This is a genomic window from Rhizorhabdus wittichii, from assembly GCF_017607425.1.
GTDB classification, from domain to species: domain Bacteria; phylum Pseudomonadota; class Alphaproteobacteria; order Sphingomonadales; family Sphingomonadaceae; genus Rhizorhabdus; species Rhizorhabdus wittichii.
The window spans coordinates 3,855,429-3,878,121 of the sequence record NZ_CP059319.1; the positions used below are offsets into that span (position 1 = coordinate 3,855,429).

General features: G+C 69.5%; 26 protein-coding genes and 1 other annotated feature. Of the genes, 8 read left to right on the forward strand and 18 right to left on the reverse strand.

The genetic code is table 11. From position 1 onward, the window contains the following. Window positions 1–8: 8 nt before the first annotated feature. From HRJ34_RS18445 to HRJ34_RS18455, 3 genes are all read right to left on the reverse strand, one after another. Window positions 9–1,214, reverse strand: coding sequence for an NAD(P)/FAD-dependent oxidoreductase (locus tag HRJ34_RS18445; protein WP_208632093.1), 1,206 nt, complete (start codon window positions 1,212–1,214; stop codon window positions 9–11). Between the two features lie 149 nt (window positions 1,215–1,363). Further along, a complete protein-coding gene (locus HRJ34_RS18450; protein WP_012049160.1) occupies window positions 1,364–1,903 on the reverse strand; it encodes an RrF2 family transcriptional regulator in 540 nt (179 codons plus the stop codon). A gap of 204 nt (window positions 1,904–2,107) precedes the next feature. Continuing rightward, the gene (locus HRJ34_RS18455; protein ID WP_012049159.1) at window positions 2,108–2,533 is read right to left on the reverse strand and encodes an organic hydroperoxide resistance protein; all 426 of its coding nucleotides are present in this window, start codon (window positions 2,531–2,533) and stop codon (window positions 2,108–2,110) included. A gap of 138 nt (window positions 2,534–2,671) precedes the next feature. Between HRJ34_RS18455 and HRJ34_RS18460 the strand changes: the two genes are divergently transcribed. Then, window positions 2,672–3,133 (forward strand): MarR family winged helix-turn-helix transcriptional regulator, encoded by a 462-nt coding sequence (locus tag HRJ34_RS18460; protein WP_319025628.1) that lies wholly within the window; start codon window positions 2,672–2,674, stop codon window positions 3,131–3,133. Window positions 3,134–3,138: 5 nt separating this feature from the next. Here HRJ34_RS18460 and HRJ34_RS18465 read toward each other — a convergent pair whose 3' ends face one another. Then, window positions 3,139–3,777 carry a hypothetical protein gene (locus tag HRJ34_RS18465; protein WP_029548498.1) on the reverse strand — a complete coding sequence of 213 codons (639 nt, stop codon included), beginning with the start codon at window positions 3,775–3,777 and terminating at the stop codon, window positions 3,139–3,141. Between the two features lie 246 nt (window positions 3,778–4,023). Here HRJ34_RS18465 and HRJ34_RS18470 point away from each other — a divergent pair, with 246 nt between their 5' ends. The 3 genes from HRJ34_RS18470 to HRJ34_RS18480 all read left to right on the forward strand — a co-directional run bounded on the left by HRJ34_RS18470 (window position 4,024) and on the right by HRJ34_RS18480 (window position 8,248). Continuing rightward, complete coding sequence (locus HRJ34_RS18470; RefSeq protein WP_012049156.1) at window positions 4,024–4,704, forward strand: response regulator transcription factor; 681 nt, start codon at window positions 4,024–4,026, stop codon at window positions 4,702–4,704. Further along, window positions 4,701–6,056, forward strand: a complete 1,356-nt coding sequence (locus tag HRJ34_RS18475; protein ID WP_029995154.1) for a HAMP domain-containing sensor histidine kinase — start codon at window positions 4,701–4,703, stop codon at window positions 6,054–6,056. Before HRJ34_RS18470 ends, HRJ34_RS18475 begins: the two co-directional genes overlap by 4 nt. Window positions 6,057–6,391: 335 nt before the next feature. Further along, window positions 6,392–8,248: a S9 family peptidase gene (locus HRJ34_RS18480; protein WP_226948851.1), complete on the forward strand. Its 1,857-nt coding sequence runs from the start codon at window positions 6,392–6,394 to the stop codon at window positions 8,246–8,248. A 22-nt stretch (window positions 8,249–8,270) separates the two neighbouring features. Here the strand turns inward: HRJ34_RS18480 and HRJ34_RS18485 are convergent, their stop codons facing one another. The 3 genes from HRJ34_RS18485 to HRJ34_RS18495 all read right to left on the reverse strand — a co-directional run bounded on the left by HRJ34_RS18485 (window position 8,271) and on the right by HRJ34_RS18495 (window position 14,518). Then, a complete protein-coding gene (locus tag HRJ34_RS18485) occupies window positions 8,271–9,272 on the reverse strand; it encodes an acyltransferase family protein (RefSeq protein ID WP_016744344.1) in 1,002 nt (333 codons plus the stop codon). A 55-nt stretch (window positions 9,273–9,327) separates the two neighbouring features. Beyond that, window positions 9,328–9,381, reverse strand: a sequence feature (sul1 is cis-regulatory element that is thought to sense ions involved in sulfur or methionine metabolism; They are found in Alphaproteobacteria). A 320-nt stretch (window positions 9,382–9,701) separates the two neighbouring features. Further along, the gene (locus tag HRJ34_RS18490; protein WP_208632095.1) at window positions 9,702–12,254 is read right to left on the reverse strand and encodes a TonB-dependent receptor; all 2,553 of its coding nucleotides are present in this window, start codon (window positions 12,252–12,254) and stop codon (window positions 9,702–9,704) included. Window positions 12,255–12,742: 488 nt separating this feature from the next. After that, entirely contained in the window at window positions 12,743–14,518 is a 1,776-nt protein-coding gene (locus tag HRJ34_RS18495) for an AMP-dependent synthetase/ligase (protein ID WP_208634391.1), read from the reverse strand. A gap of 161 nt (window positions 14,519–14,679) precedes the next feature. On the opposite strand from HRJ34_RS18495, the gene HRJ34_RS18500 reads away from it, so the two are divergent. Together HRJ34_RS18500 and HRJ34_RS18505 are read left to right on the forward strand one after the other, a co-directional pair. Beyond that, entirely contained in the window at window positions 14,680–15,210 is a 531-nt protein-coding gene (locus HRJ34_RS18500; RefSeq protein WP_208632096.1) for a J domain-containing protein, read from the forward strand. 115 nt (window positions 15,211–15,325) lie between these two features. Then, entirely contained in the window at window positions 15,326–15,697 is a 372-nt protein-coding gene (locus HRJ34_RS18505) for a response regulator (protein ID WP_012049149.1), read from the forward strand. 15 nt (window positions 15,698–15,712) lie between these two features. Here HRJ34_RS18505 and HRJ34_RS18510 read toward each other — a convergent pair whose 3' ends face one another. From HRJ34_RS18510 to HRJ34_RS18560, 11 genes are all read right to left on the reverse strand, one after another. Then, window positions 15,713–16,723 (reverse strand): DNA topoisomerase IB, encoded by a 1,011-nt coding sequence (locus HRJ34_RS18510; protein WP_226948852.1) that lies wholly within the window; start codon window positions 16,721–16,723, stop codon window positions 15,713–15,715. Between the two features lie 98 nt (window positions 16,724–16,821). Next, window positions 16,822–17,250 (reverse strand): SecDF P1 head subdomain-containing protein, encoded by a 429-nt coding sequence (locus HRJ34_RS18515; protein ID WP_208632097.1) that lies wholly within the window; start codon window positions 17,248–17,250, stop codon window positions 16,822–16,824. After that, window positions 17,247–17,660: a SufE family protein gene (locus tag HRJ34_RS18520; RefSeq protein WP_029548623.1), complete on the reverse strand. Its 414-nt coding sequence runs from the start codon at window positions 17,658–17,660 to the stop codon at window positions 17,247–17,249. The genes HRJ34_RS18515 and HRJ34_RS18520 overlap by 4 nt, the downstream gene beginning before the upstream one ends. Before the next feature lie 66 nt (window positions 17,661–17,726). Beyond that, a complete protein-coding gene (locus HRJ34_RS18525; RefSeq protein ID WP_208632098.1) occupies window positions 17,727–17,972 on the reverse strand; it encodes a hypothetical protein in 246 nt (81 codons plus the stop codon). A gap of 15 nt (window positions 17,973–17,987) precedes the next feature. Further along, window positions 17,988–18,242, reverse strand: coding sequence for a hypothetical protein (locus HRJ34_RS18530; RefSeq protein ID WP_012049144.1), 255 nt, complete (start codon window positions 18,240–18,242; stop codon window positions 17,988–17,990). A gap of 24 nt (window positions 18,243–18,266) precedes the next feature. Then, a complete protein-coding gene (locus tag HRJ34_RS18535; protein ID WP_012049143.1) occupies window positions 18,267–18,524 on the reverse strand; it encodes a hypothetical protein in 258 nt (85 codons plus the stop codon). A gap of 17 nt (window positions 18,525–18,541) precedes the next feature. After that, the gene (locus HRJ34_RS18540) at window positions 18,542–18,859 is read right to left on the reverse strand and encodes a hypothetical protein (protein ID WP_012049142.1); all 318 of its coding nucleotides are present in this window, start codon (window positions 18,857–18,859) and stop codon (window positions 18,542–18,544) included. A 147-nt stretch (window positions 18,860–19,006) separates the two neighbouring features. Next, window positions 19,007–19,387, reverse strand: coding sequence for an envelope stress response membrane protein PspC (pspC, locus tag HRJ34_RS18545; RefSeq protein ID WP_012049141.1), 381 nt, complete (start codon window positions 19,385–19,387; stop codon window positions 19,007–19,009). Window positions 19,388–19,424: 37 nt separating this feature from the next. Next, a complete protein-coding gene (pspB, locus tag HRJ34_RS18550) occupies window positions 19,425–19,694 on the reverse strand; it encodes an envelope stress response membrane protein PspB (protein WP_012049140.1) in 270 nt (89 codons plus the stop codon). A 4-nt stretch (window positions 19,695–19,698) separates the two neighbouring features. Continuing rightward, on the reverse strand, window positions 19,699–20,370 hold the full coding sequence (pspA, locus tag HRJ34_RS18555; protein WP_012049139.1) for a phage shock protein PspA: 672 nt from the start codon (window positions 20,368–20,370) through the stop codon (window positions 19,699–19,701). Between the two features lie 91 nt (window positions 20,371–20,461). Further along, on the reverse strand, window positions 20,462–20,608 hold the full coding sequence (locus tag HRJ34_RS18560; RefSeq protein WP_016744978.1) for a hypothetical protein: 147 nt from the start codon (window positions 20,606–20,608) through the stop codon (window positions 20,462–20,464). A 174-nt stretch (window positions 20,609–20,782) separates the two neighbouring features. Here HRJ34_RS18560 and pspF point away from each other — a divergent pair, with 174 nt between their 5' ends. Continuing rightward, window positions 20,783–21,832 carry a phage shock protein operon transcriptional activator gene (gene pspF, locus HRJ34_RS18565; protein WP_012049138.1) on the forward strand — a complete coding sequence of 350 codons (1,050 nt, stop codon included), beginning with the start codon at window positions 20,783–20,785 and terminating at the stop codon, window positions 21,830–21,832. Continuing rightward, on the forward strand, window positions 21,829–22,590 hold the full coding sequence (locus tag HRJ34_RS18570; RefSeq protein WP_012049137.1) for a glycosyltransferase family 25 protein: 762 nt from the start codon (window positions 21,829–21,831) through the stop codon (window positions 22,588–22,590). Before pspF ends, HRJ34_RS18570 begins: the two co-directional genes overlap by 4 nt. Window positions 22,591–22,693 lie beyond the last annotated feature (103 nt).

Consider the following 22,693-nt stretch of genomic DNA (forward strand, 5'->3'; position numbering starts at 1 on the left):
CGTCCCCGTCAGGGGACGATCACATAGTCGGGATTGGCGATCCCGAACACCGCGGCGCGATCGGGCGCGGGCGGGTAGATCCACACGCCGTTGATCTCGCGCTTGATCGCCTTGCCCTCGTCGCCGACGAAGCGGACGGCGCGCTCCCAGCCCTCGGTGTAGAGCGCGCCCCACGGGCCGAGGTCGAGGCAGGTGACATATTTGGGCTGGCTGTAGGGATGCAGCGGCAGGCCGACCAGTTCGGCCGCGGCATTGTGCCCGGCGACGCGGCCCAGGCTCATCGCATGCTGGCACGACATGACGTTGAAATTGCCCTGGTCGTCGGTCGCCGCCTTGACGGTGTCGCCGGTGACGAACACCCCCGGCGCGGCGGGCGCGTGGAGGAAGGCGTCGCCGACCACGCGGCCGAGCGGATCATGCTCGCCCGGGATCGTCGCCGCCAGCGGATGGGCGCGCATGCCGGCGCTCCACACCACCGTGTCGGTCTCGATCCGCTCGCCCGAGGACAGCAGCACCGCGCCCGGCTCGACCGCGGCGACGCGGAGGCCGGCGCGCGATTCGACGCCCGCCTGCCCCAGCGCCTCCCGGATGTGCGGCACCGCCTCGGCGCCCATCGCCGCGCCGATCGTCGGGGCGGTGTCGACGATGACGGTGCGGATCGCCGCGTCGGGGCCGAGCGCGGCGCGCAGCCGCCCCGGCATCTCGGTCGCGGTCTCCAGCCCGGTCAGGCCGCCGCCCGCGACCACCACGGTGTTGCGCGCGGGCGTCTCGGGCGCCTCGGCCAGCGCCTTGAGATGGCGGTCGAGCGCGTGCGCCGAATCATGCTGGTCGGCGTCGAACACCAGGCCGATGCCGGGGATGTCGGGGCGGAACAGCCGGCTGCCGGCGGCCAGGATGAAGCGGTCGTAGCCGAGCGTGGTCCAGCCGCCGTCATGGGTGCGGACGGTGGCGGTGCGCGCGGCGCTGTCGACCGAATCGACCAGCCCGGCGAGGTGGCGGACGCCGACCGCGTCGAGCAGCGCCGAGATGTCGGGGTGCATGTCGGCGAGGTCGGCCTCGTAGAGGCGCGGCCGGATCGCGACATTGGGGGTGGGCGAGACGATGGTCACCTCGACATCGCCCTCGCGGCCGGCGAGCGACACGGCGCGCGCGGCGGAGAGGGCGGCCCACAGGCCGGCGAAACCGGAGCCGGCGATCAGGATCTTGCTGCTCATGATAGTCTCCCTTCGATGGTCGCCGGACATGCGGGGTCGGTCCCCGCCGCCGTCGGTCGCGGCGCGCAGGGGGGCTTTCTCGGACCGTCCGGCGGGCGCCGAGAAAGAGGTCGGGAAAGGGTGGTGACGCCCGCTGCGGGGCGGTCAGCTCAGCCCGGCGATTCGCGCGCCGGCCGGGCGCGGCCGGTCCGCCCGCTCATGCGGTCGCCGACCCACGCCTCGACGCTGCCGAAGAAGTCGTCGGGCACCTTGCGCCCGAAGCGGGTCGCGACGTCCTGGAGCGACTGGGCGGCGAGCGCGTCGCGCATCGCCTTTTCGGCCTGGAGCATCACGCCATGGACCGCGCAGACGCCGTCGGTCGCCCAGGCGGGCATGCCGCCGGCGAAGAGGGCGCAGCGTTCGCGCACCTCCTGGCAATCGAACAGGGGCTTCTCGCCCTCGATCGCGTCGACGATGTCGAGGAAGCTGATCGCGTCGGCCGGGCGCGCCAGCCGATAGCCGCCGCGCACCCCCTCGCTCGCCACGACGATCCCGGCCTTTTCGAGCTTGGGGAAGATCTTGGCGAGGAAGCTGGGCGAGATGCCCTGCAGCTCGGCAAGGTCGCGGCTGCTCATCGCCCGGTCGCCCGATCCGACGAGCCACAGCAGGCAATGAATGCCATATTCGACACTGGTGGTGATGTGCGCCATAACGCGGACTCATACACTCCGCGTTTGATGCGTCAAGCATAAAACGCGGAGTGAGATAGTCCGTGTTTAAGTTTTCCCTCCTCCACAGGCGTCACCCCGGCGGAGGCCGGGGTCTCGGGAGAGAGGAGAAAAGGTTGCAGCGGGAGCCGCCCGAGATCCCGGCCTCCGCCGGGATGACGCCTGGGAAGTCGAGGTAAGCGCCCCTCAGGCGACGCTGAGCTTGACCTCGATATTGCCGCGCACCGCGTGGCTGTAGGGGCAGATGGTGTCGGCTTCGGCGACCAGCGCCTCGGCCGCGGCGCGGTCGACGCCGGGCAGGCTGATCTCGAGCGCGACGGCGAGGCCGAAGCCCTTGTCGGCGCGCGGGCCGATGCCGACCGTGGCGGTGACGGTCGCGTCGGCGGGCACCTTGGCATGCTGGCCCTGCGACGCGGCGAACTTCATCGCGCCGAGGAAGCAGGCCGCATAGCCCGAGGCGAAGAGCTGTTCGGGATTGTTGCCCTGGCCGTTGCCGCCGAGTTCCTTCGGCGTGCCGAGCGTGACCTCGAAGCTGCCGTCGGCGGTGCGGGCGCGCCCGTCGCGGCCTCCGGTGGCGGTCGAGCTGGTCGAATAGAGAATCTTCGTAGCCATGGTCCTGTTCCTCATTGGGGGCTCGGGGGGAGAGCCATTTCAATCTTCCACGATTAGATCGTGTACGATTCATCTAGGCGAGTCGCGCGCCGATGTCAACCGCTTGCGATCATATCGTGCACGATCTATATGCGCGACATGACGAACGACGCTTCCGGGACGACGGGTCCCTTCGACAATCTGCTGTGCTTCGCGGTCTATGCGGCGGGCCATGCGTTCAACCGCGTCTACAAGCCGCTGCTCGACCGGCTCGGCCTCACCTATCCCCAATATCTGGTGATCCTGGCGCTGCGCCATGCCGACGGGCAGACGGTCGGCGCGCTCGGCGAGCATCTGTTCCTCGAATCGAACACGCTGACCCCGCTGATCAAGCGGCTCGAAGCCGCCGGCTTCGTCCAGCGCCGCCGCGACGCCGCCGACGAGCGGGTGGTGCGCGTCCACCTGACCGACAAGGGCCGCGCCGCCGGCGACGACGCCGCCTGCCTGCCGCCCGAATTGTTCGACTCGATCGGCCTGCCGGCCGGGGAGATCGCGGCGCTCCAGCAGCGCCTGGTCGCGCTCGGCGACAATCTGCGCCGCAGCGCCGAGGAGCGGGACTGAGGCCCCTACCGCCCCGCCGCGAAGTCGGGGAAGCCGTAGCTCTGCGCGACGAGCATCGTGTGGGTGCCGGCGATGTGCGCCACCACCTGCACCACCTCGCGCGTGTAGCGCAGCAGGTTGTAGGGGTTGCGGTACTGCGCGCTGATCAGGATGTCGAAGGCGTTCGATCCGTGGATGATGCTGGCGTTGACCAGCAGCAGCGGCAGCTTGCCGCCGTCCATGTTCTGCTCGATCCAGACGCGCGAGCGGTCGACGATCTCGCTGACGATCCGCTCCTGGCTCGGCTCGGCCCCCTTGCGCTCCACCTCCCAGGCGAGCCGTTCCTCGCGCAGCGAGCCGAGGTTGACCGACACCGCGATCATCCCCTGTTCGGGAAGCTGGACCTTGTCGCTGTCGCCGGAGGGCCAGAGCGTCTCGGCGACGGTGCCGTCGCTGATCAGCCGGGTCAGCGCGCGCGCGGCCGCCTGGCGCTCATTGTCCGACAGGCCGCCGCCGTCCTCCTTGTCATATTGGGCACGCAACCCGACGCTGTCCAGGAAGGACTGGCGATCGTGCAGGCGCGGAAATTCCGCCGCCAATGCCCGTAGGATACGCTCGGCCGCGCCGATGGAGCGCCCGGCGCCCGATTCGTCTTTCCCCCGCATGGCGGCCTAGAGATCAATTTTCGACGGCTGTAACAATCGAAAAGCGGCCGCGGCCCTGCGGCGATCGAAATCGAACGGGTGTATGGCATATATGCAACAGTAATACGGTTGGTGCCCGCACGGCCTTTTCGGCCCGTTCGCGGGCCGTCTCTGAACCGGACATGGCGGCGAAGCTGCATTATGATGACAATCGCGCTTTCGCCGGGCGCCGGCTTCTGCTGGAGCGGACCGGCGAGTGAGGATGTGATGAGCCTGAACCTGCTGCTGGTCGAGGACGATGCCGCGCTGGTCGCGATGCTGGAGCGCGACCTGCGCGAGATGGGCCACCATGTGTCGGTGGCGATGGACGGCCGATCGGCGGTCGAGGCGGTGACGCGCGACCGGTTCGACGCGATGATCCTCGACCTGATGCTGCCGACGGTCGACGGCCTGTCGGTGCTGCAGCGCATCCGCCAGGACGGCATGGGCCTGCCGGTGATCATCCTCAGCGCGCTCGGCCGGCCGGTCGAGAAGGTCGAGGGGCTCGACGCCGGCGCCGACGACTATGTCGTCAAGCCGGTGACGGCGGCCGAGCTCAACGCCCGGCTCAACGCGATCCTGCGCGGCCGCCGCCAGCCGGCGCAGGACGGCGACACGCTGCGCGCCGGCGACATCGTCGTCAGCCCGGCCCGCTTCCGCGCCTGGCGCGACGGCAAGGCGGTCGACCTCAGCAAGATCGAGTTCAACCTGCTGCTCGAACTGGTCCGCAACGTCGATTCGATCGTCACCCGCGCGATGCTGCTCGAAAAGGTGTGGGGCTACGACTTCGAGCCCGCGACCAACCTCGTCGACGTCCATATCCGCCGGCTGCGCGCCAAGCTGACCGCCAATGGCGGCGGCGACCCGATCAGCACGGTGCGCGGCGTCGGCTATCTCCTGCCCGGATGAAGCGGCTGCGCTCGCTCCGCGCGCTGACCGCGGCGTTCCTCGTCGCGTTCATCACCGCGACGGGGCTGACCGGCCTGGCCGTCTATCGGGCGACCCACGGCACGATCGTCGCGCTGGTCGACCAGCGCATCGCCAGCGTCAGCGGCGAACTGGCGGCGATGGGCACCCACAGCGGCACGCCCGAGCTGGTCCGCCAGATCGACGCGCTGGCCCGGGAACGCGACACCGGCGACCTCGGCCTGCTGCTGACCACCGCCAACGGCCGCTTCCTGGCGGGCAACATCCGGCTGCGGCGCGCGCTGCCCGAGGGTTTCTCGACGGTCGGCCGCGCGCTCGGCCTCAAGGGGCTGTCGACCGGCCGCGCGCTGGTCCGCCCGATCGGCGACGGGCTGATCCTGACGGTGGTCGCCGAGACCGAGCCGTTCGACGACTACAACGCCGCGCGGGCCCGCATCTACCTGTTCGGCTTCGGATCGATCATCCTGGTCGTGGTCGCCGGGGTCGCGACCTTCGGCTTCGTCATCGGCCGCCGGATCGTCGCGATGCGGCGCACCGTCGAGGCGATCGTCGACGGCGACATGCAGCGGCGCGTGCCGGTCGACGGGTCGGACAGCGCGTTCGACCAGCAGGCGCGCGCCTTCAACGCGATGCTCGACCGGATCGCCGCGCTGATGGCCGAGATCAGCAACGTCTCCAACGACATCGCCCATGACCTGCGCACCCCGCTCGCCCGGCTGCGCGGCCGGTTGCAGGCGCTGGCGCGGCGCGCGGAGGACGGCGCCCCGCCGGGCGCGATCGCGGCGGAGATCGAGGCGGCGATCGCCGAGAGCGACACGCTGCTGGCGATGTTCGCGGCGATCCTGCGCATCGCCGAGATCGAGGGCGGCGCGCGCCGGGCGGGCTTCGAGCGGGTCGACCTCGGCGCCATCGCCCATCATGTCGCGACGACGATGCAGCCCGCCGCCGCCGATGCCGGCCGCTCCCTCGCCGACGGCGATCCCGTCCACCTGCCGGTGGCGGGCGACCGCCGGCTGCTCGCCCAGGCGCTGATCAACCTCGTCGAGAACGCGATCCGCCACACCCCCGAGGGCAGCCGCATCCGCATCGCCGCGACCCGGACCGGGGACCGGGCGGTGGTGGCGATCGAGGACGACGGCCCCGGCATCCCCGCCGCCGAGCGCGCCCGCGCGCTGCGCCGCTTCGGCCGACTCGACGGCAGCCGGGCCAGCAGCGGCCACGGCCTCGGCCTGCCGCTGGTCGAATCGATCGCGCGGCTCCACCGGGGGACGCTGTCGCTCGACGATGCCGGGCCGGGCCTGCGGGCGGTGATCGCCCTGCCGATCGCGTCCTGACGATTTCGGGCCCGGCATCGTCCCGGGGTTGAGCCCGGCAGCGAAACGCGCGACGGTGCGGCATCCACAAGATCGAGGTCTTCCATGCCGAAACCGACTCTTTCCGCGCTGATGCTCGGCGCGGCGCTGCTTGCCATGCCCGCCTTCGCCCAGGACACACGGCAACCTCTGCCCCGCCTCCCCGCCGCCGCGATCACCACGACCGCGAGAAGCGCCCCGCCCTCTCCACCTGCTGCTTCGAGGGACGCGACATCTTCGCGCTGCAGGTCGCGAGCGATCCGCAGATCAGCCCCGACGGGAAGACGGTCGCCTATGTCCGGCGCCAGGCCGACGTCATGAGCGACAAGGTCAAGGGCGCGATCTGGCTGGTCGACGTCGCCAGCGGCGCGCAGCGCCCGCTGGTCGCCGATGCGAGCCAGCCGCGCTGGTCGCCCGACGGCAAGCGGCTCGCCTATGTCGCCGCCGATCCCAAGGGCAAGCCGCAGCTCTTCGTCCGCTGGCTGGCCGACGACGCGACGGTGCGCGTCACCCAGCTTCCCGACGGCCCGCAGGGGATCGCCTGGTCCCCCGACGGGCGCAGCATCGCCTATGCCATGCGCGTGCCGGGCGATCCTGTGACGCTCGGCAAGGCGCCCGACAAGCCCGAGGGCGCCGACTGGGCCAAGCCGCTCGAGGTGATCGACAAGGTCGACTATCGCGCCGACGGCGGCGGCTATGTCGAGCCCGGCTACGACCACATCTTCATCGTCGCGGCGGACGGCGGGCCGCCCCGGCAGCTCAGCTTCGGCGACTATCAGGACGACGGGCCGCTGAGCTGGACGCCCGACGGGCGATCGATCCTGTTCAGCGCGGTGCGCAAGCCCGACTGGCAGCACAATGTGTTCGATCCGGAGATCTACGCGCTCGACGTCGCGACCGGCGCGATCCGCGCGCTCACCAGCCGCGAAGGGCCGGACGTCGCCCCGGTGGTCTCGCCCGACGGATCGAAGGTCGCCTATCTCGGCTATGACGACAAGCGGCTCTCCTGGCAGACCACCTTGCTCTACGTGATGAACCGCGACGGCAGCGGCGCGCGGGCGATCACCGCCGGCTTCGACCGCAGCATCGACAAGGCCGAATGGGCCGCCGACGGCCGCTCGCTCTATGCCCAATATGACGATCGCGGGGTCAACCGGATCGCGCGCGTCACCCTCGACGGCAAGGTGACCGAGCTGGTCGGCGGGATGACCGGCACCGATCTCGACCGGCCGTATAGCGGCGGCGACTTCAGCGTCGCCAGGACCGGCGCGATCGCCTTCACCAGCGGATCGGCGCTGCGCCCCGCCGACCTGTCGGTGGCGAGCGGCGGCCGCGTCCGGCAGCTCACCCGGCTCAACGAGGATTTCCTCGGCGCCAAGAGCCTGGGCCAGGTCCGCGAGTTGGCGGTCAAGGCGCCCGACGGCCGCGCCGTCCCCGCCTGGCTGGTGACTCCGCCCGGCTGGCGCGAGGGGCAGCGGGTGCCGCTGGTGCTGGAAATCCATGGCGGGCCGCACAGCGCCTATGGCCCGCATTTCTCGACCGACGACCAGCTCTATGCGGCGGCCGGCTATGCGGTGCTCTACACCAACCCGCGCGGCTCGACCTCCTATGGCCAGGAATTCGCCGAGCTGATCCACCACAAATATCCGGGCGACGACTATGGCGACCTGATGGCGGCGGTCGACGCCGCGATCGCCGCCGGGGTGGCCGATCCCGGCAATCTGTTCGTCACCGGCGGATCGGGCGGCGGCGTGCTGACCAGCTGGATCGTCGGCAAGACCGACCGCTTCAGGGGCGCCGCCGCGCAGAAGCCGGTGATCAACTGGATCAGCGAGGCGCTGACCATGGACGCGACGCTGTTCACCTCGCGCTACTGGTTCGCCAAGCTGCCCTGGGAGGACCCGACCGGCTATTGGGCGCGGTCGCCGCTCAGCCTGGTCGGCAACGTCAAGACGCCGACGCTGGTCGTCGTCGGCAGCGAGGATTATCGCACCCCGGTCAGCGAGTCCGAGCAATATTATGCAGCGCTGCAGATTCGCGGCGTGCCGACCGCGCTGGTCAAGGTGCCGGGCGCCAGCCATGGCGGCATCGCCGCCCGGCCGTCGCAGGCGGCGGCCAAGGCCTCGGCGATCATCGCCTGGTTCGACCGCTACCGGACCCGCCCCGCGCAATGACCGGTCCCCTGACCAGCAGGCGTCACAACGGCAGGACGTAGAGATAGTCGAGCACGGCGTGGCGCTCGCGCATCCAGGCGAGCGCCACGCACAGCCCGGCGGGGACGACGAAGCAGATCGCGCTGATCGCCGGGACCGAGCCGAGCCCCAGCGCCAGGCACAGCGCGATCAGCCCGTAGATCAGCGGATAATGGAGGCTGAAGAAGACGATCGAGTGGCGGCCGACGAAGCGCAGCGGCGCCCACAGGCCGCCCTCCGCATGGCGCCGCGCCAGCCCGATCACCAGCAGGATGGCGATGCCAACCGGCACGCACAGCTCGATCTTGTAGTTGATCCCGCCCGCGATCGCCGATCCGGCGGCGAGGATGGCGACGACCGGGATCGCCAGCCAGGCCAGCCGGCGGTCGTCGGTGACGGCGATCCGGCCCGGATCGCGCGCGAGCATGTGGCCCAGGAAGAAGAAGGCCATGAGGAAGAAATAGCGTTCCTCATATTTGCTGTTCTCGGGCGACAGGAAGGACAGCAGCGCGGCGACCAGGACGATCGCGGCAGGCGGCACCCGGCGCAGCAGCAGCGCCCAGGCATAATAGGTGAACAGGAACAGGATGAACCAGAGATAGCTGCCGCCCATCCACAGCTTGACGTGGGAGAGCGCGGCCGGCTCGATCAGCAGGCCGTAGGCGAGCGTCCACAGCAGATAGGGATAGAGCAGGGTCCCGGTCTTGCGCAGCAGATAGGTGCGCGGCGGCTTGGCGAGCGCCCTGGGCACCAGCAGCCCCGACAACACCATCAGCATCGCCATGCGGAACGGCGTGAAGAGATGGTTGAGGTGCAGCAGCGGCGGCCAGGGCTCGAGCCCGTGGCGGCCGACCACCACCGACGCGTGGAACAGGATCACCAGCATGGTGGCGAGCCCGCGCAGCGAATCGATCCAGTCCATCCGCGGCCGGGCGGAGGGCATGTCGGGGGCGCGGGCCGGGGCGGCGACGGATTCGCCTGGCGCGCGCTCGATGGTCTTCTTCATCGCGGGTCCAGCGGCAGCCGCGAACGCCTGTTCCTCGATCGTCAGGTGAACGCGCGGTTGTCCCGGGGATAGGCGCCGGGCCGAGCCACCCGGCACGGCCGGGTCCGACGGAGCACCCGACCTTAGCCTCCCCTGCCGCAACCACAGTATCCGACAGCACAGTTCGCGGAAAAAAGCCGTTTTCGTGCGATCGGAGCGGCCACCCTTGTCGTCATCCCGGACTTGATCCGGGATCCAGAACCGCAACGCTGCGGCTTCATCCCGACGGAGCGGCAATGGATCCTGACTTTCGTCAGGATGACGCTTGTCTCCCTGTGCCGAATCCTATCGGCCAACTGATGACAGCCCTCGCTTCCCCAAAAAAGAACGCCGGACCCATCCCCGCTGTCGCGGAGAGGGGCCCGGCGGTCCGGGGTAGGATCGGAACGATCAGAAGTGGACGGAGATCTCGCCGCCGAAGGTGCGCGGCGGGTTGAGGTTGGCATAGTCGCCCAGCACGCCGCCATAGTTGGTCGAGACCAGCGCGCTGCCGTTATAGTTCAGCACCGGCGAGGAGTTCGCCACCGAGCGCCGGTAATAATAGGTCGTGTTGAACAGGTTGCGCGACCAGACCGAGAAGGAGACCTTGCTGTTGCCGCCGACCGCGATGTCGCCAAGGGTGATGCGGCCGTTGACGACGAAGCTCGAGTCGGTCTGGGTCGGTTCGAGCTGGAAGCTGTACTGGCGGCCCGAATAATTGCCGTCGAGGTGGAAGCGGATATTCGCGTCGCTGGCGATGGCCGGGACCGGCAGGACATAGTCGATCGCGCCCGACGCCGCGCTCTTCGGCGTGTAGACGATGTAGAGCTGCTGCGGCAGGCCGCCGGTGATCGGGTTCACCGCCGAGGGCGCCTTCCAGTGGGTATAGGCATAGGACGCCGTCAGGGTCAGCTTGTCGATCGGCATGACGGTGAGGTCGACCTCGACGCCGCGGATCTTGGTCTTGCCCGCATTCTGCGTCTGCTCGATATGGCTGCCCAGCGTCGGGCTGCCCGACGCGGTATCGTACAGGTCGAAGTCGAACTGGGTGTTCGAACGATCCATGATGTAGCCCGCGACGTTCAGGCGCGCGCGGTGCTGCCAGAAGTCCATCTTCGCGCCGACTTCGTACGACTTCACCGTCTCCGGGCCGAAGGCGTTGAACTGCTGCGACCGGTCGTTGGCGCCGCCGGCGCGGAAGCCGGTGGCATATTTCGCATAGGCGTGGACGTCGTTCGACACGTCGACCGCGAGGTTCAGCATCGGATCGAAGCGGCTGATGCGGTTCTTGAAGGTGAAGGGCTGCACCGTGTTGTTCACGACGTAGAGCCGGCCGCGCCGCCGGTCCTTCGTCCAGCGGCCGCCGGCGGTCAGGTGGACCATGTCGAGGCCCGCCGGCGTGTAGGTGACGTTGCCGAACAGCGAGGTGCTATGGTCGTGCGCCTCGCTGGCGCGGGCGATGAACTGGCAGCTGTTCGCGAATTCCGGGACGATGGCGGCCAGCGTGTTGACGCACGACGGATCGAAGGGCTGATAGCCCGAATTGGCGCTGGTGACCGTGCCCGACACGATCGGGCTGCGGACCGTGTAGCCGGTGCCGTCGGCGTTCCACAGGTTGCTCAGCGGGGTCGCCGCATGCTCGGTGGCATGCTCGGTGTAATAATAGGCGCCGACCACATAGTCGAACTGGTCGACGCTGCCGACCGCCTGGAATTCCTGGCTGAACTGGTTCTGGCGCAGGAAGGAGAGGCTGTAGCGGCTGAAGTTCGCCGAGGGCGAGAAGGTCTGCCGCGCCGCGCCGCCGCTATTGTCCCACTGGTCGGTCGAGACGCCGCGCCATGCGGTGATCGAGCGGAGCTGCAGCCAGGGCGCCACGTCGTACTTGACGTTCGCCGAGAAGCCGTGGGTGATGTCGACGCTGGGCTGCTGCGGCACGCCGATGTCGGACGAGGACTGGCGCCCGGCGTGCGGGACGACGGCCGGCGCCAGCGGAGCGATGCAGGCGGGGCGGCTGGTGCCGGCGGCGATGGTTCCGCCGCAGGGGGTCGTCGTGCCCGGCAGGAACAGCGCGGTGCCCGTGGTGGCGCCGTTATACGAGCCGACCGTGTAGCCGTTCGGGTTGTAGTTGATCAGCTGGCTGAAGTTCGGGGTGTTCTCGTCCTTCGCATAATCATAGGCGAAGTCCGCGGTCAGGCCGCTGACCGGCGTCCAGCGCGCCGCGACGCGGCCGCCCTTGCGATCATAATAGTTCCAGCCGGTGGAGCCCGCGAGCGGGTTCTTCACCGTCGGGTCCTGGTGCTGGTAGACGCCCTCGAACTTCAGGGCGAGGTTGGCGAAGGCCGGCAGGTCGACATGCGCGTCGGCGCTGCGGCTGCCGTAATTGCCGATCCCGGCGTCCATATGGCCGCCGAACTGGCCGGTGGGCGCCTTGGTGACGATCGACAGCGCGCCGCCCTCGGTGTTGCGGCCGAACAGGGTGCCCTGCGGCCCCTTCAGCACTTCCATGCGCTCGATGTCGAACAGCGCGGCGTTGAGGCCCTGGGTCTTACCAAGCGCCACGCCGTCGATATAGACGCTGACGCCGCCGTCGCGGGCGGTCTGGTTCTGGTCGTAGGGAACGATGCCGCGGATGCCGATCGTCAGCGCCGACTGGCGCGCCTCGAAGGTGGTGACGCGCAGCGACGGGATCGAGCCGTCGGTCAGGTTGTACAGGCTCTGGATGTGGCGGTCCTGGATGCCCTGGGCGCCGATCACCGAGATCGAGATCGGCGTCTTCTGCAGGTCGGTCTCGCGCCGGGTGGCGGTGACGACGATGGCGCCGAGGCCGCCGTCGGCATCGTCGGCGGCGAGATCCTCGGCCGCCGACGCGGCGGGAGCGGCCGCCTGCGCGAAGACGGGCGCGGCGATCGCCAGCGCGGCCGAGGCCGAGAGCAGGCGGAGATGAAACCGGGTGCGGGACCGCATCGTATAAACCCCTTTGTTGAACTGGTTCGTCGGGGCCTATAGGTTTTCGTCACGACACTTATGTTACGGTGATAGTAAAACTCATGAAATCATGAGTTCATTTTCGCTTCATTTTCAAATATATTGATAGATGTCAGGCGTCATACACTGCCGTCATCACAGAATATGTTCAATCGCCTCCACGAAACAATTTCATATACCGCTTTAAAATATTCGCGAGTTAAAGAAGATCAGCCGGCATGATGCCGGAATAGTCCGACACGGAGCCAAGATGAAGCGTGGCGCCGCGCGGCATCGCCGGCCGCCGATATTACAGTTCGGCGAAGAATCCGCGTCGCAGCAATGGCGGCGACGCTACAGTCCCCCATCCCCACGGTTTCTCGTCATCCTGACGCAAGTCAGGATCTCTCTTCTCTTCGTCCCTTATGCTCCAAAGGCGCGGAAAGGCAGGGAGATCCCGGCTTTCGCCGGGATGACGGAGAAGGCGCCTACCCCCCGTAAAGCGCATCCATCCGGTCGCCATAGACCGCGCGGATCGCATGGCGGCGGTTCTTCATCGACGGGGTCATCTGCTCGTTCTCGATCGAGAAGGGCTCGTCGGCGATGGCGATGCGGCGGACCTTCTCGATCACCGACAGGTCGGCGTTGACCCGGTCGACCGCCGCCATCAGCGCGCGGTGGAAATCGGCATTGCCCTTCAGCTCCGCCAGCACCGGCGGCAGGCCGCGCTCGCCGGCCCAGCCGGCCAGCCATTCCTGGTCGGGGACGACGAGGCCGACGATATAGGGCCGCTTGTCGCCCGCCACCATCGCCTGGGCGATCTCGGGCTGGAGGGTCAGCATGCCCTCCACCTTCTGCGGCGCGATATTGTCGCCCTTGTCGTTGACGATCAGGTCCTTCTTGCGATCGGTGATCCGGAGCCGGCCCCGCTCGTCGAGATGGCCGACGTCGCCCGAATGGAGCCAGCCGTCCTTCAGCACCCGTTCGGTCTCCGCCTCGTTGCGCCAGTAGCCGGCCATCACCAGCTCGCCGCGGACCAGTATCTCCCCGTCCTCGGCGATCCTGACCTCGACCCCCTTCATCGGCGGGCCGACCGTGTCGAGCTTGATCCCCGCCTTCGGCCGGTTGCACGAGACGACCGGCCCCGCCTCGGTCTGGCCATAGCCCTGGAGCAGGGTGAGGCCGAGCGAGGAGAAGAACTGCCCGACCTCGGGATTGAGCGGCGCGCCGCCCGAGACGAGCGCCTTGATCCGTCCGCCGAAGCGTTTCTGCACCTTGGGCTTGAGCAGCAGGTCGATCGCCAGCTTGTACGGATAGTCGGCCAGCCGCAGCTTCTCGCGCGCGCCCAGCTCCAGCGCCTTGTCGAGCAGCTTCTGGCCGATCCCGCCCTGCTTCTCGACCGCCTTGATGAGGCGGGCGCGCAGCAGCTCGAACAGGCGCGGGACGACGACCATGATCGTCGGCCGCGTCTCCTCGATATTGGCGGCGAGCTTCTCCAGCCCCTCGGCATAATAGATCTGCCCGCCCAGCGCGATCGGCAGGAACTGCCCGCCCGAATGCTCATAGGCGTGGCTCAGCGGCAGGAAGGACAGGAACACCTCCTCGTCCCAGCCGAAATCCTCGGCGATGATGTCGACGCAGCCCTCGACGTTGCACAGGATCGCGCCATGATGCTGGCGCACCCCGCGCGGCGCGCCGCCGGTGCCGCTGGTGTAGATCAGGCAGGCGAGGTCCTCGCGCCGCAGGTCGGCGACGGCGGCCTCGGCCGCGGCGACGTCGGCGGCCGGATCGCCGGCGAGCGCCGCGAAGTCGAGGGTGCGGACCGCGGTCGCCGGCAGCGGCTCCATGCCGATCAGGAATTCGCAGGTCGAGGAGCGGACGATCGCCGGCAGCAGCACCTGCGCCAGCTTCGCGGTCGAGACGATCGCCGCGCGCGCGCCGCTATTCTCCAGGATATGGGTGTGGTCGCGTTCGGTGTTGGTCGTGTAGGTCGGCACCGTCACGCAGCCCGCGGTCATGATCGCGAGGTCGGCGATGCAGAATTCGGGGCGGTTCTCCGACACCAGCACGACGCGGTCGCCCTCGCGCAGGCCCTGCGCGCGCAGCGCGGCGGCGAGCGAGGCGACCCGGCGCGCGACCTCGGTCCAGCTCAGCGGCGTCCAGGCGCCGTCGCGCTTCGCCCACAGGAAGGGCGCGTCGCCCTTCTCGCGGGCGCGCGTGAAGAACATGGTGACGAGGTTCGGAAATCGCTCGAAGGTCCGCATCGTCTCTCCTGTTTCGGCGGTCACGTCCGCTCTCCCCCCATGGCTATACCCCAGAAACCAGGGGAATGTACCGCCGATGTTCCCGGCCGATGACGACGCCCCGCCCCCTTCCGATTTCCGCAATGGTCCGTTCAGTCGTTCGGCGCTACAGGGGAAGGCTTATGGCCCGATCCTCCTCCCGTTCGAACGACTGGGGTTTTCCCCGCTGGCGCGGCTATGGCAGCGAGCGCGGCGCGACCAAGGTGCGCATGTGCGACCGGCACGGCTGCGACCAGCCCGGCGACTGCCCGGCCCCCAAGGCGCCGAACAGCCGCGAGCGCTGGTATTTCTGCCCTCGCCACGCCGAGGAGTATAACCGCAACTGGGACTATTTCGCCGGCCTGTCGGCCGAGGAGGCGGCGAAGCGCGCCGAGGACGAGCGCCAGGCCTCGTCGGGCTATGCCGAGCAGGCGCATTATGGCTGGGGCGGCCCCGGCGACGGCCGCTGGACCCGCGACGAGCTGCGCGCCTTCGAAACGCTCGAACTCGAATCCGACGCCGATTTCGAGGCGGTGAAGACGGCGTGGCGCCGGCTGGCCAAGGCCAACCACCCCGACGTCCGCCCCGGCGACCCCGATGCGGCGGTGCGCTTCCAGGCGGTCCAGGCCGCGTTCGAGGTGCTGCGGCGCGCGGAGGAGCGCCGGCCGCGCTGAGCGCGGGGCCGATCCCCCTTTGGGAACCGAATTGCCTCGACGCGCGCTTGCCGATACGATGACGTAACGGCGGACCATGACGATCTCGTAACGATCTTTCCGCCGAGGGAGGTACATGTTGCGTATCCTGTGCGTCGACGACGATGGGCTCGTCCTCTCCATCACCTCGGATCTGCTGCGCGCGCTCGGCCATGATGTGGTCGAGGCGATCGGGGGCGCCCCGGCGACGCGGACGATCGAGGGGGACGGCGATTTCGACCTGCTCGTCACCGACATCCACATGCCCGGCGGCCCCGGCGGCCCGGACCTCGCCCAGCTCGCGCGCCGCACCCATCCCGAACTGCCGGTGATCTTCTTCAGCGGCGTCGACCAGTTCACCCCCGCCCAGCCCGGCGACCAGGTGCTGCGCAAGCCCTGCACGCTCGGCGAGCTGCAGCAGGCGATCGCGATGGCCGTCCCGCCGCGATCGCGGATGGCGTCGCTCTGATCCGCACCGCCGGGCTCACGTCCGGCCGGTCAGCACCGCCAGGCTCGCCCGTTCGCTCGCGCGCAGGCCGCGCGGCATGGCGGGCACCGTCTCGATCCAGCGGCCCGCCTTGGCCATCTCGATGAAGGCCGGCGCGACATAGGATGTGCGGCACACCGCCGGCGTGTTGCCGAGCTGGCGCGCCACCTCCTCCAGCAGGGCCTTGACCGAGGTCCGCCGCCCGCGCGCCAGCATCCCCGCCGCGACCGCGCAGGCGCGCCAGGTCCGGAAGGTCTTGGCGGTGCCGCTGCCGTCGGTCAGCTCGGCGATCCACTGGTTGATGTCGGCGGCGCGCACCCGCACCCCCGACCGCATCGCGAACAGCTCGCCGGCCCCCGCCTGCTTGAGCTCGGCGAGCGCCGCCGCCAGCGCCGCGTCGCGCCCCGACAGCTCGGCGCGGATGCCGTGCTTGCCGAAGAAGCACAGCCGGATCGCGTCGCCGTCGATCCGCGCGTGGCGGTTGAGCAGCGTCGTCGCGCCGAAGCTGCCGCGCGCCGCCGAATCGTCGGAGCCGACCCGGATCGCGAAGCCGTCGAGCAGCCGCACCGCCGCCGCCCGCGCGCGTTCCCACGGATCGTCGCTGTCGAGCGCGCGGCGGACGACGGCGCGCAGCCGGGGCAGGTGCACGGCGAACGCGGGAAGCGCGGCGAATTTCTCCTCGTCGCGCGCCTCGCGCCACGCGCTGTCGTAGCGATATTGCTTGCGCCCGGCGGCATCGATCCCGGTCGCCTGGACCGGCGCGCGCGGATCGGGGTTGATCCACACCCGGCGCCAGGCCGGCGGGATGCCGAGCGCGAGGATCCGCATCCGTTCGTCGGGGTCGCGGATGGTCGAGCCGTCGGGGGCGACGAAGCGCCACCCGCCGCCGCGCCGGACGCGGGTGATGCCGGGGGCGGAATCGATCGTGTCGGTCGGGTCGATCGGGCGGTGCCGCATGGCGGGAGAACGCGGCAACCCGCATCGGGTGCCGCCGTCTTTCTTCGTCATCCCGGCGGAGGCCGGGATCTCGGGAGAGAGAGGAGATGAGATCGAGGCAGGAGCCGCCCGAGATCCCGGCCTCCGCCGGGATGACGGGAAAGGGGACTCTATTCCCCCGCCAGGTCGTCGGGCAGCGGTTCCTTGCCCGAGATGCGGCGGGCGAGCGCCTCGCCGTCGGTGAGGTTCCAGCGGCCGGGAATCTCGATCACCCCGTCGGCGACCGGCTTGCGGATCAGCTCGGCGGCGAGCGTCCTGCCGTCGAGCGCGACCAGCATCGGCTTGCCGACCAGCGATCCGGTGATCGCCTCCAGCCGGCGGGCGGCGGCGGGGGTCAGGGTCAGCATGATGCCGACCTTGCCGTTGACGTCGGGCAGCGCGCGGGCGTCGAGCACCTCGGACGGCGCGAACGCCTCCCCGGCGATGGCGAGCTTGCCGGTTTCGAACGCGGTGGCCGGGGCGGCGGGCTTCTCGGCGGCGCAGGCCGGCATCGTCACCGGCAGCGCCGCGACCAGCAGCAAGGCGAGCCGGCGGCTCATGCGTAGCGCTCGGCGGTCGAGCGGATCAGCGCGATCATGTTCGGTATCCCCTGGGTGCGGTTCGAGCTGAGCTGGTTCCTGAGGTCGAAGGGTTCGAGCAGCGCGGCGATGTCGGTGTCGCGGATCGCGGCGGCGGGCCGGTCCTGCACGGTCGCCAGGACGAGCGCGATGATCCCCTTGGTGATCGCGGCGTTGCTGTCGGCGAGGAAGTGGAGCGTGCCGCCTTCGGCGACGGTCGGATAGACCCACACCGACGCCGAGCAGCCGCGCACCAGCGTCGCATCGGTCTTGAGCGCGTCGGGCATCGGTTCGAGCGCGCGGCCCAGGTCGATCAGCAGGCGATAGCGGTCGTCGCCGTCGAGGAATTCATATTCTTCACGGATGTCGGCAAGACGGGCAGGCTCGGTCATGGCGAGCGGACTAGAGGATTTTCCCCCGTCCGTCACCCCGGCCGGGGGCCGGGGCGGCGGATCGGATCAGAGGTCCACCCCGGCGGCGATCGCCTCCAGCTTGCGGATGCGTTCCTTGAGGTCGGCCAGCTCGATGCGGGCGGCGGGCGACGGGCCGCTGGCGGGCTCGGCTGCGGGCACGGGACGGCGTTCGAGCTTCATCCGCTCGAGCTCCAGCCAGCCGCGCCAGCCGCTCAGGCCGGCCCAGGCGACGACGCACAGGCCGAACAGCCCGGCGCCGCTGATGGTCATCCAGATAATGGGATCGGTCATTGTCCTGTTCCCTGCTCAGTCGCGGTGCCGCAGCGCCTCGATCTCGCGATCGAGCGACAGCCCGCGGTCATTCTCGGTGGCGATCCGCTCGAGCACCGCGACCCGCTCCTTGAGCGCGCGCAGTTCCTCGCGGAGCCGGTCGTTCTCGCCGGTGTCGGGGCGGACGAACTCCTCGCCCTTGCCGCGCCGGACGACGCCATATTTGGCTCGCATCACGCTCGCGATCGCGGTGATCGCGACGATCAGCACCACCATTTCGAACGGATTCATGGTCTTTCTCCGAATGTCGGATGGTCAGTTGAGCGGCTGATCGCGCAGCCGGTCGATCTCGTCGGCCAGCACGGTCGAGCGGTCGGTGAGGATGCGTTCGAGCACCGCGACCCGCTGTTCCAGACGCTCGGTCTTGGCCACATATTGGGCGGCCTTCTCGGCGGCTTCGGCGGAGATCGCCTGGATCTGCCGTTCCTTGAGGCGGAACCAGTCGGTCACGACCCAGGCGAGGATGCCGAGGATCGGGATGCTGAGCACGGTGAAGGCGAAGACGTTGATCATGGTGATGCCCTTCGCGATCAGTTGGCCGGGCCGCGCAGCGCGTCGATCTCGCGATCGAGGCGGTAGCTGCCGTCGGTGACGATCCGCTCGACGGTGGCGAGCCGGTCCTTGACCGCCGACAGCTCGGCGCGGAGCTGGGCGTTCTCGGTCGAGAGCAGCCTGACCCGCTCGGTCGTCTCGTCGCTGGTGCGCGGATAGACCGCCTTGCCCCAGCTGTTCTCGAGCGGATAGCCGTGGCGGATACGGAGCCAGGTGGTGAACACCCAGGCCCCAAGGCCAAGCACACCGAGCAGCGCGGCGACGGGTGCGAAGGCTTCGAATGGGAAAGTCATCATCGGAACCCCTAAACCCTGAGTCGATCCCTATTTACATCAATGTCTGTCTAATTTTTTTCGACAAACGGCATGGCGCGTCGACGAACGGCGCTGGTCGTGTAATCCTGTTTCCTGGTGAGCCGGACCGGTGAAATATCCGGTCGCGATTCAGCGCAGAGCGTCGATTTCGCGGGCGAGAGCCGAGTTGTGGCTGGTCACGTGCGCCTCGATGTCGGCAATGCGGCGGTCGATGTCGCGGAACCGGGCGCGGACGTCGCGGACCGAGGCGCCGGGCCGGGCGCGGACCGACTGCCAGAATTTCTCGTCCTCGCGGCTGGTGCCGTAGAACTCGCCCGGCTTGTCGTTGGCCAGCCAGTTCACCACCAGATAGGCGACCAGCGCCCAGGGAAAGGTGACGAAGGTCAGGATCACCACGCCGACCCGGATCAGGGTGACGTCGATGCCGGTATAGTCAGCCAGTCCGGCGCAGACGCCGAGCCATTTGCGGTTGCGCTTGTCGAGGTAGAATTTGGTGCGACGAGCGGACATTTCGAACTTCCTTCCTGTTGCGGGGGGCTGCCTGCGATCAATTGTCGCGGCGCCACTCCTCATCACGGGCGCGGTCGACGCTCTGGCGGGGGCGCCAGGCGGGGTCCTGGCTGTCCAGGATCCGTTCCAGCGTGCCGAGCCGATCGTCGAGCCGGCGGGCCATCTCATGCATGTCGTCGAGCAGCTTCTCGTCCTCGACCGTCAGGCCGCCATTCTTCTTCCACTGGGTGACATAGTGGAAGATCAGCCAGGGCAGGCCCAGGAAGAGGATGCCGACGACGACGATCGGGACGAGGGTGTCTTCCATGGGATCAGGCTCCCTTGCCCGATGCCTTGGCCTTCAGCGCGGCCAGCTCGGCATCGACCTTGTCGGAGGAACGCAGCTCGGCGATCTCCTCGTCGAGCGTCTTGGGCGCGCCGCCCATGCCCGCCGCCTCGGCGCGGCCCTCGGCATAGTCGACCCGGCGTTCGAGCAGCTCGAAGCGCGAGAAGGCCTCGTCGATCTTCGGGCCGGCGTACATCTCGCGCATGCGGGCGCGGTTGTTCGCCGATTCGAGGCGGGTGACGATGCTGTTCTGGCGGGCGCGCGCCTCGCGCAGCTTGCCCTGCAGCTTGGCGATGTCGGCCTCCGACGCCTTGAGCGATTCGTCGAGCAGCGCGATCTCGTCGTTGAGCTGCTCGGCCAGGTCGGCCGCCTTCTGCTTCTCGACCAGCGCCGCCTTGGCGAGGTCCTCGCGGTCCTTCGACAGCGCCAGCTCCGCCTTCTCCAGCCAGTTGGCCTGGACGGTGTCGAGCTTGGCGATCTGGCGGCGCAGCTCCTTCTGGTCGGCGATCGTGCGCGCCGCCGAGGCGCGGACCTCGACCAGCGTCTCCTCCATCTCGAGGATGATCATGCGGATCATCTTCGCCGGGTCCTCCGCCTTGTCGAGAAGGTCGGTGACGTTGGCAGCGATGATGTCGCGGGTTCGGGAGAAAATCCCCATCTCAAGGCTCCTTGGACTACGCTCTGTACTGCTGGTTCGAAGGGAGGCGTCCGGTGGGCATCCTATACCCGCCGGAGCCGGACGCCACGGCTTAGTTGACGACCTGGACCACCTTGGCGGCGACCATGTCGGCGCGGGCCGGAGCGACGGCGCCGGTCACGCAGATCACGGACAGGATCGCGGCACCGATCGTCGAGACGGTGATCCGCTGGAGGTCGATCTTGTCGAACTTGAACATGGCTTCATTCCTGGTCTGGCGTTTCGATCCCGGCCCGAGCCGGTGTTGCCGATATCTTTGCAGGGACCGTGCCAATTTCGGGAACGGCGGAAATCCGGGCGTTTCCGGACCGGCCACCCAGGTTGGCACGATTTCCTATTGCCAAGACTTGGGAAATTGCACCAACTGTCGGTTATGGAACGCGAAGCCCAGTTCATCGGCCAGTCGCTGGCCTTCCTCGATTCGGTCGAGCGCGCCAGCCGCGCCGCGGCGCTCAACCGGCCGGTGCTGGTGATCGGCGAGCGCGGCACCGGCAAGGAGCTGGTCGCCGAGCGGCTCCACCGCCTGTCGTCGCGCTGGGACGGGCCGCTCGTCGTGATGAACTGCGCGGCGCTGCCCGAGACGCTGATCGAGGCCGAGCTGTTCGGGCATGAGGCGGGCGCCTTCACCGGCGCCACCAAGGCGCGCGTCGGCCGCTTCGAGGAGGCCGACGGCGGCACCCTGTTCCTCGACGAGCTGGCGACGCTGTCGACCGGCGCGCAGGAACGGCTGCTGCGCGCGGTCGAATATGGCGAGGTGACGCGGATCGGCGCGTCGCGCCCGGTGCGGGTCGACGTCCGCATCGTCGCCGCGACCAACGAGCATCTGCCGGGGCTGGTCGACCAGGGCCGCTTCCGCGCCGACCTGCTCGACCGGCTGAGCTTCGAGGTGATCACCCTGCCGCCCTTGCGCGTCCGCGAGGGCGACGTGCCGGTGCTCGCCGACCATTTCGGGCGGCGCATGGCGGCCGAGCTCGGCTGGCCCTATTGGCCGGGCTTCGGCCCCGCCGCCGCCGGGGAACTCGCCCGCCACGACTGGCCCGGCAATGTCCGCGAGCTGCGCAACGTCGTCGAGCGCGCGGTCTATCGCTGGGAGGACCCCGAGCGGCCGATCGACGCGATCGAATTCGATCCGTTCGACAGCCCCTGGCGCCCCGCCGCCGCGCGGCCCGTCGCGCCGCCGCGCATCGATGACGGCGAAGCGCCGGCGACGCCCGCCGGTCCTGCCGCCGCGCCATCGGCCGCGCCGCCCGCCGGCTGCGAGGATTTCCGCGGCGCCGTGCTGCTCTACGAGAAGGCGCTGCTCGAGGATGCGCTCCGGCGCTGCCGCTTCAACCAGCGCGCCACCGCGGTCGCGCTCAAGCTCAGCTACGACCAGCTCCGCCACGCGCTGCGCCGGCACGACCTGCTCGACCGGCAGGGATGACCGGGGCCGCGACGACGACGGCGGAGCGGCTCTTCCGCAGCTTCGACCGCCTCTATGTCGTCAACCTGCCCGACCGCGCCGATCGGCGGCGCGAGATGGCGGGGGAGCTGGCGCGGCTCGGCGCCGGCTTCGACGATCCGCGCGTGCGGCTGTTCGCGGCGGAACGGCCCGCCGAGGCCGGGCCGTTCCGCAGCATCGGCGCGCGCGGCGCCTTCCTCAGCCAGCTCGCCGTGCTGCGCGAGGCGCGCGAACGCGGCGATCGCCGCATCCTGATGCTCGAGGACGATTGCGATTTCGTCCGCGCGATCGGCCGCCGCCTGCCGCCGCTGCTCGATCGGCTCGATGCCGAGGGCTTCGGCCTGTTCTACGGCGGCCATTTCCTGCCCGAGGCGCCCGGGGCGCCCGGCCCGGCGGACGGGCCGCTGCTCCGGGCCGATCCGGCGCTGACGATCCGGCTCGCCCATTGCCTGGGCTTCGGGCCGGCGGCGATCGACGGCCTGCCCGGCTTTCTCGACGCGATGCTCGGCCGCCCGGCGGGGAGCGCCGAGGGCGGGCCGATGGACGTCGACGGCGCCTATAACTGGTTCCGCCGCGCCAACCCCGCTCTCGCCACCTGGCTCGCGGTGCCGCCGGTCGCCCACCAGCGGCCGTCGCGGACCGACATATCGGCGCCCGGCGCGCTCGACCGGCTGCCCGCCTCCATCACCCGCCTCGCGCGCGGGATGCGCCGCCGGCTCAACGGCTGGATGCGGGGCTGACGCAGCCTCGCGGACGTCCCATCAAGCCGTCATCCCAGCCTCCGCCGGGATGACGTTTATGTGCCCCGCTCATAAGGAAAGGGCCGGGGGATCGCTCCCCCGG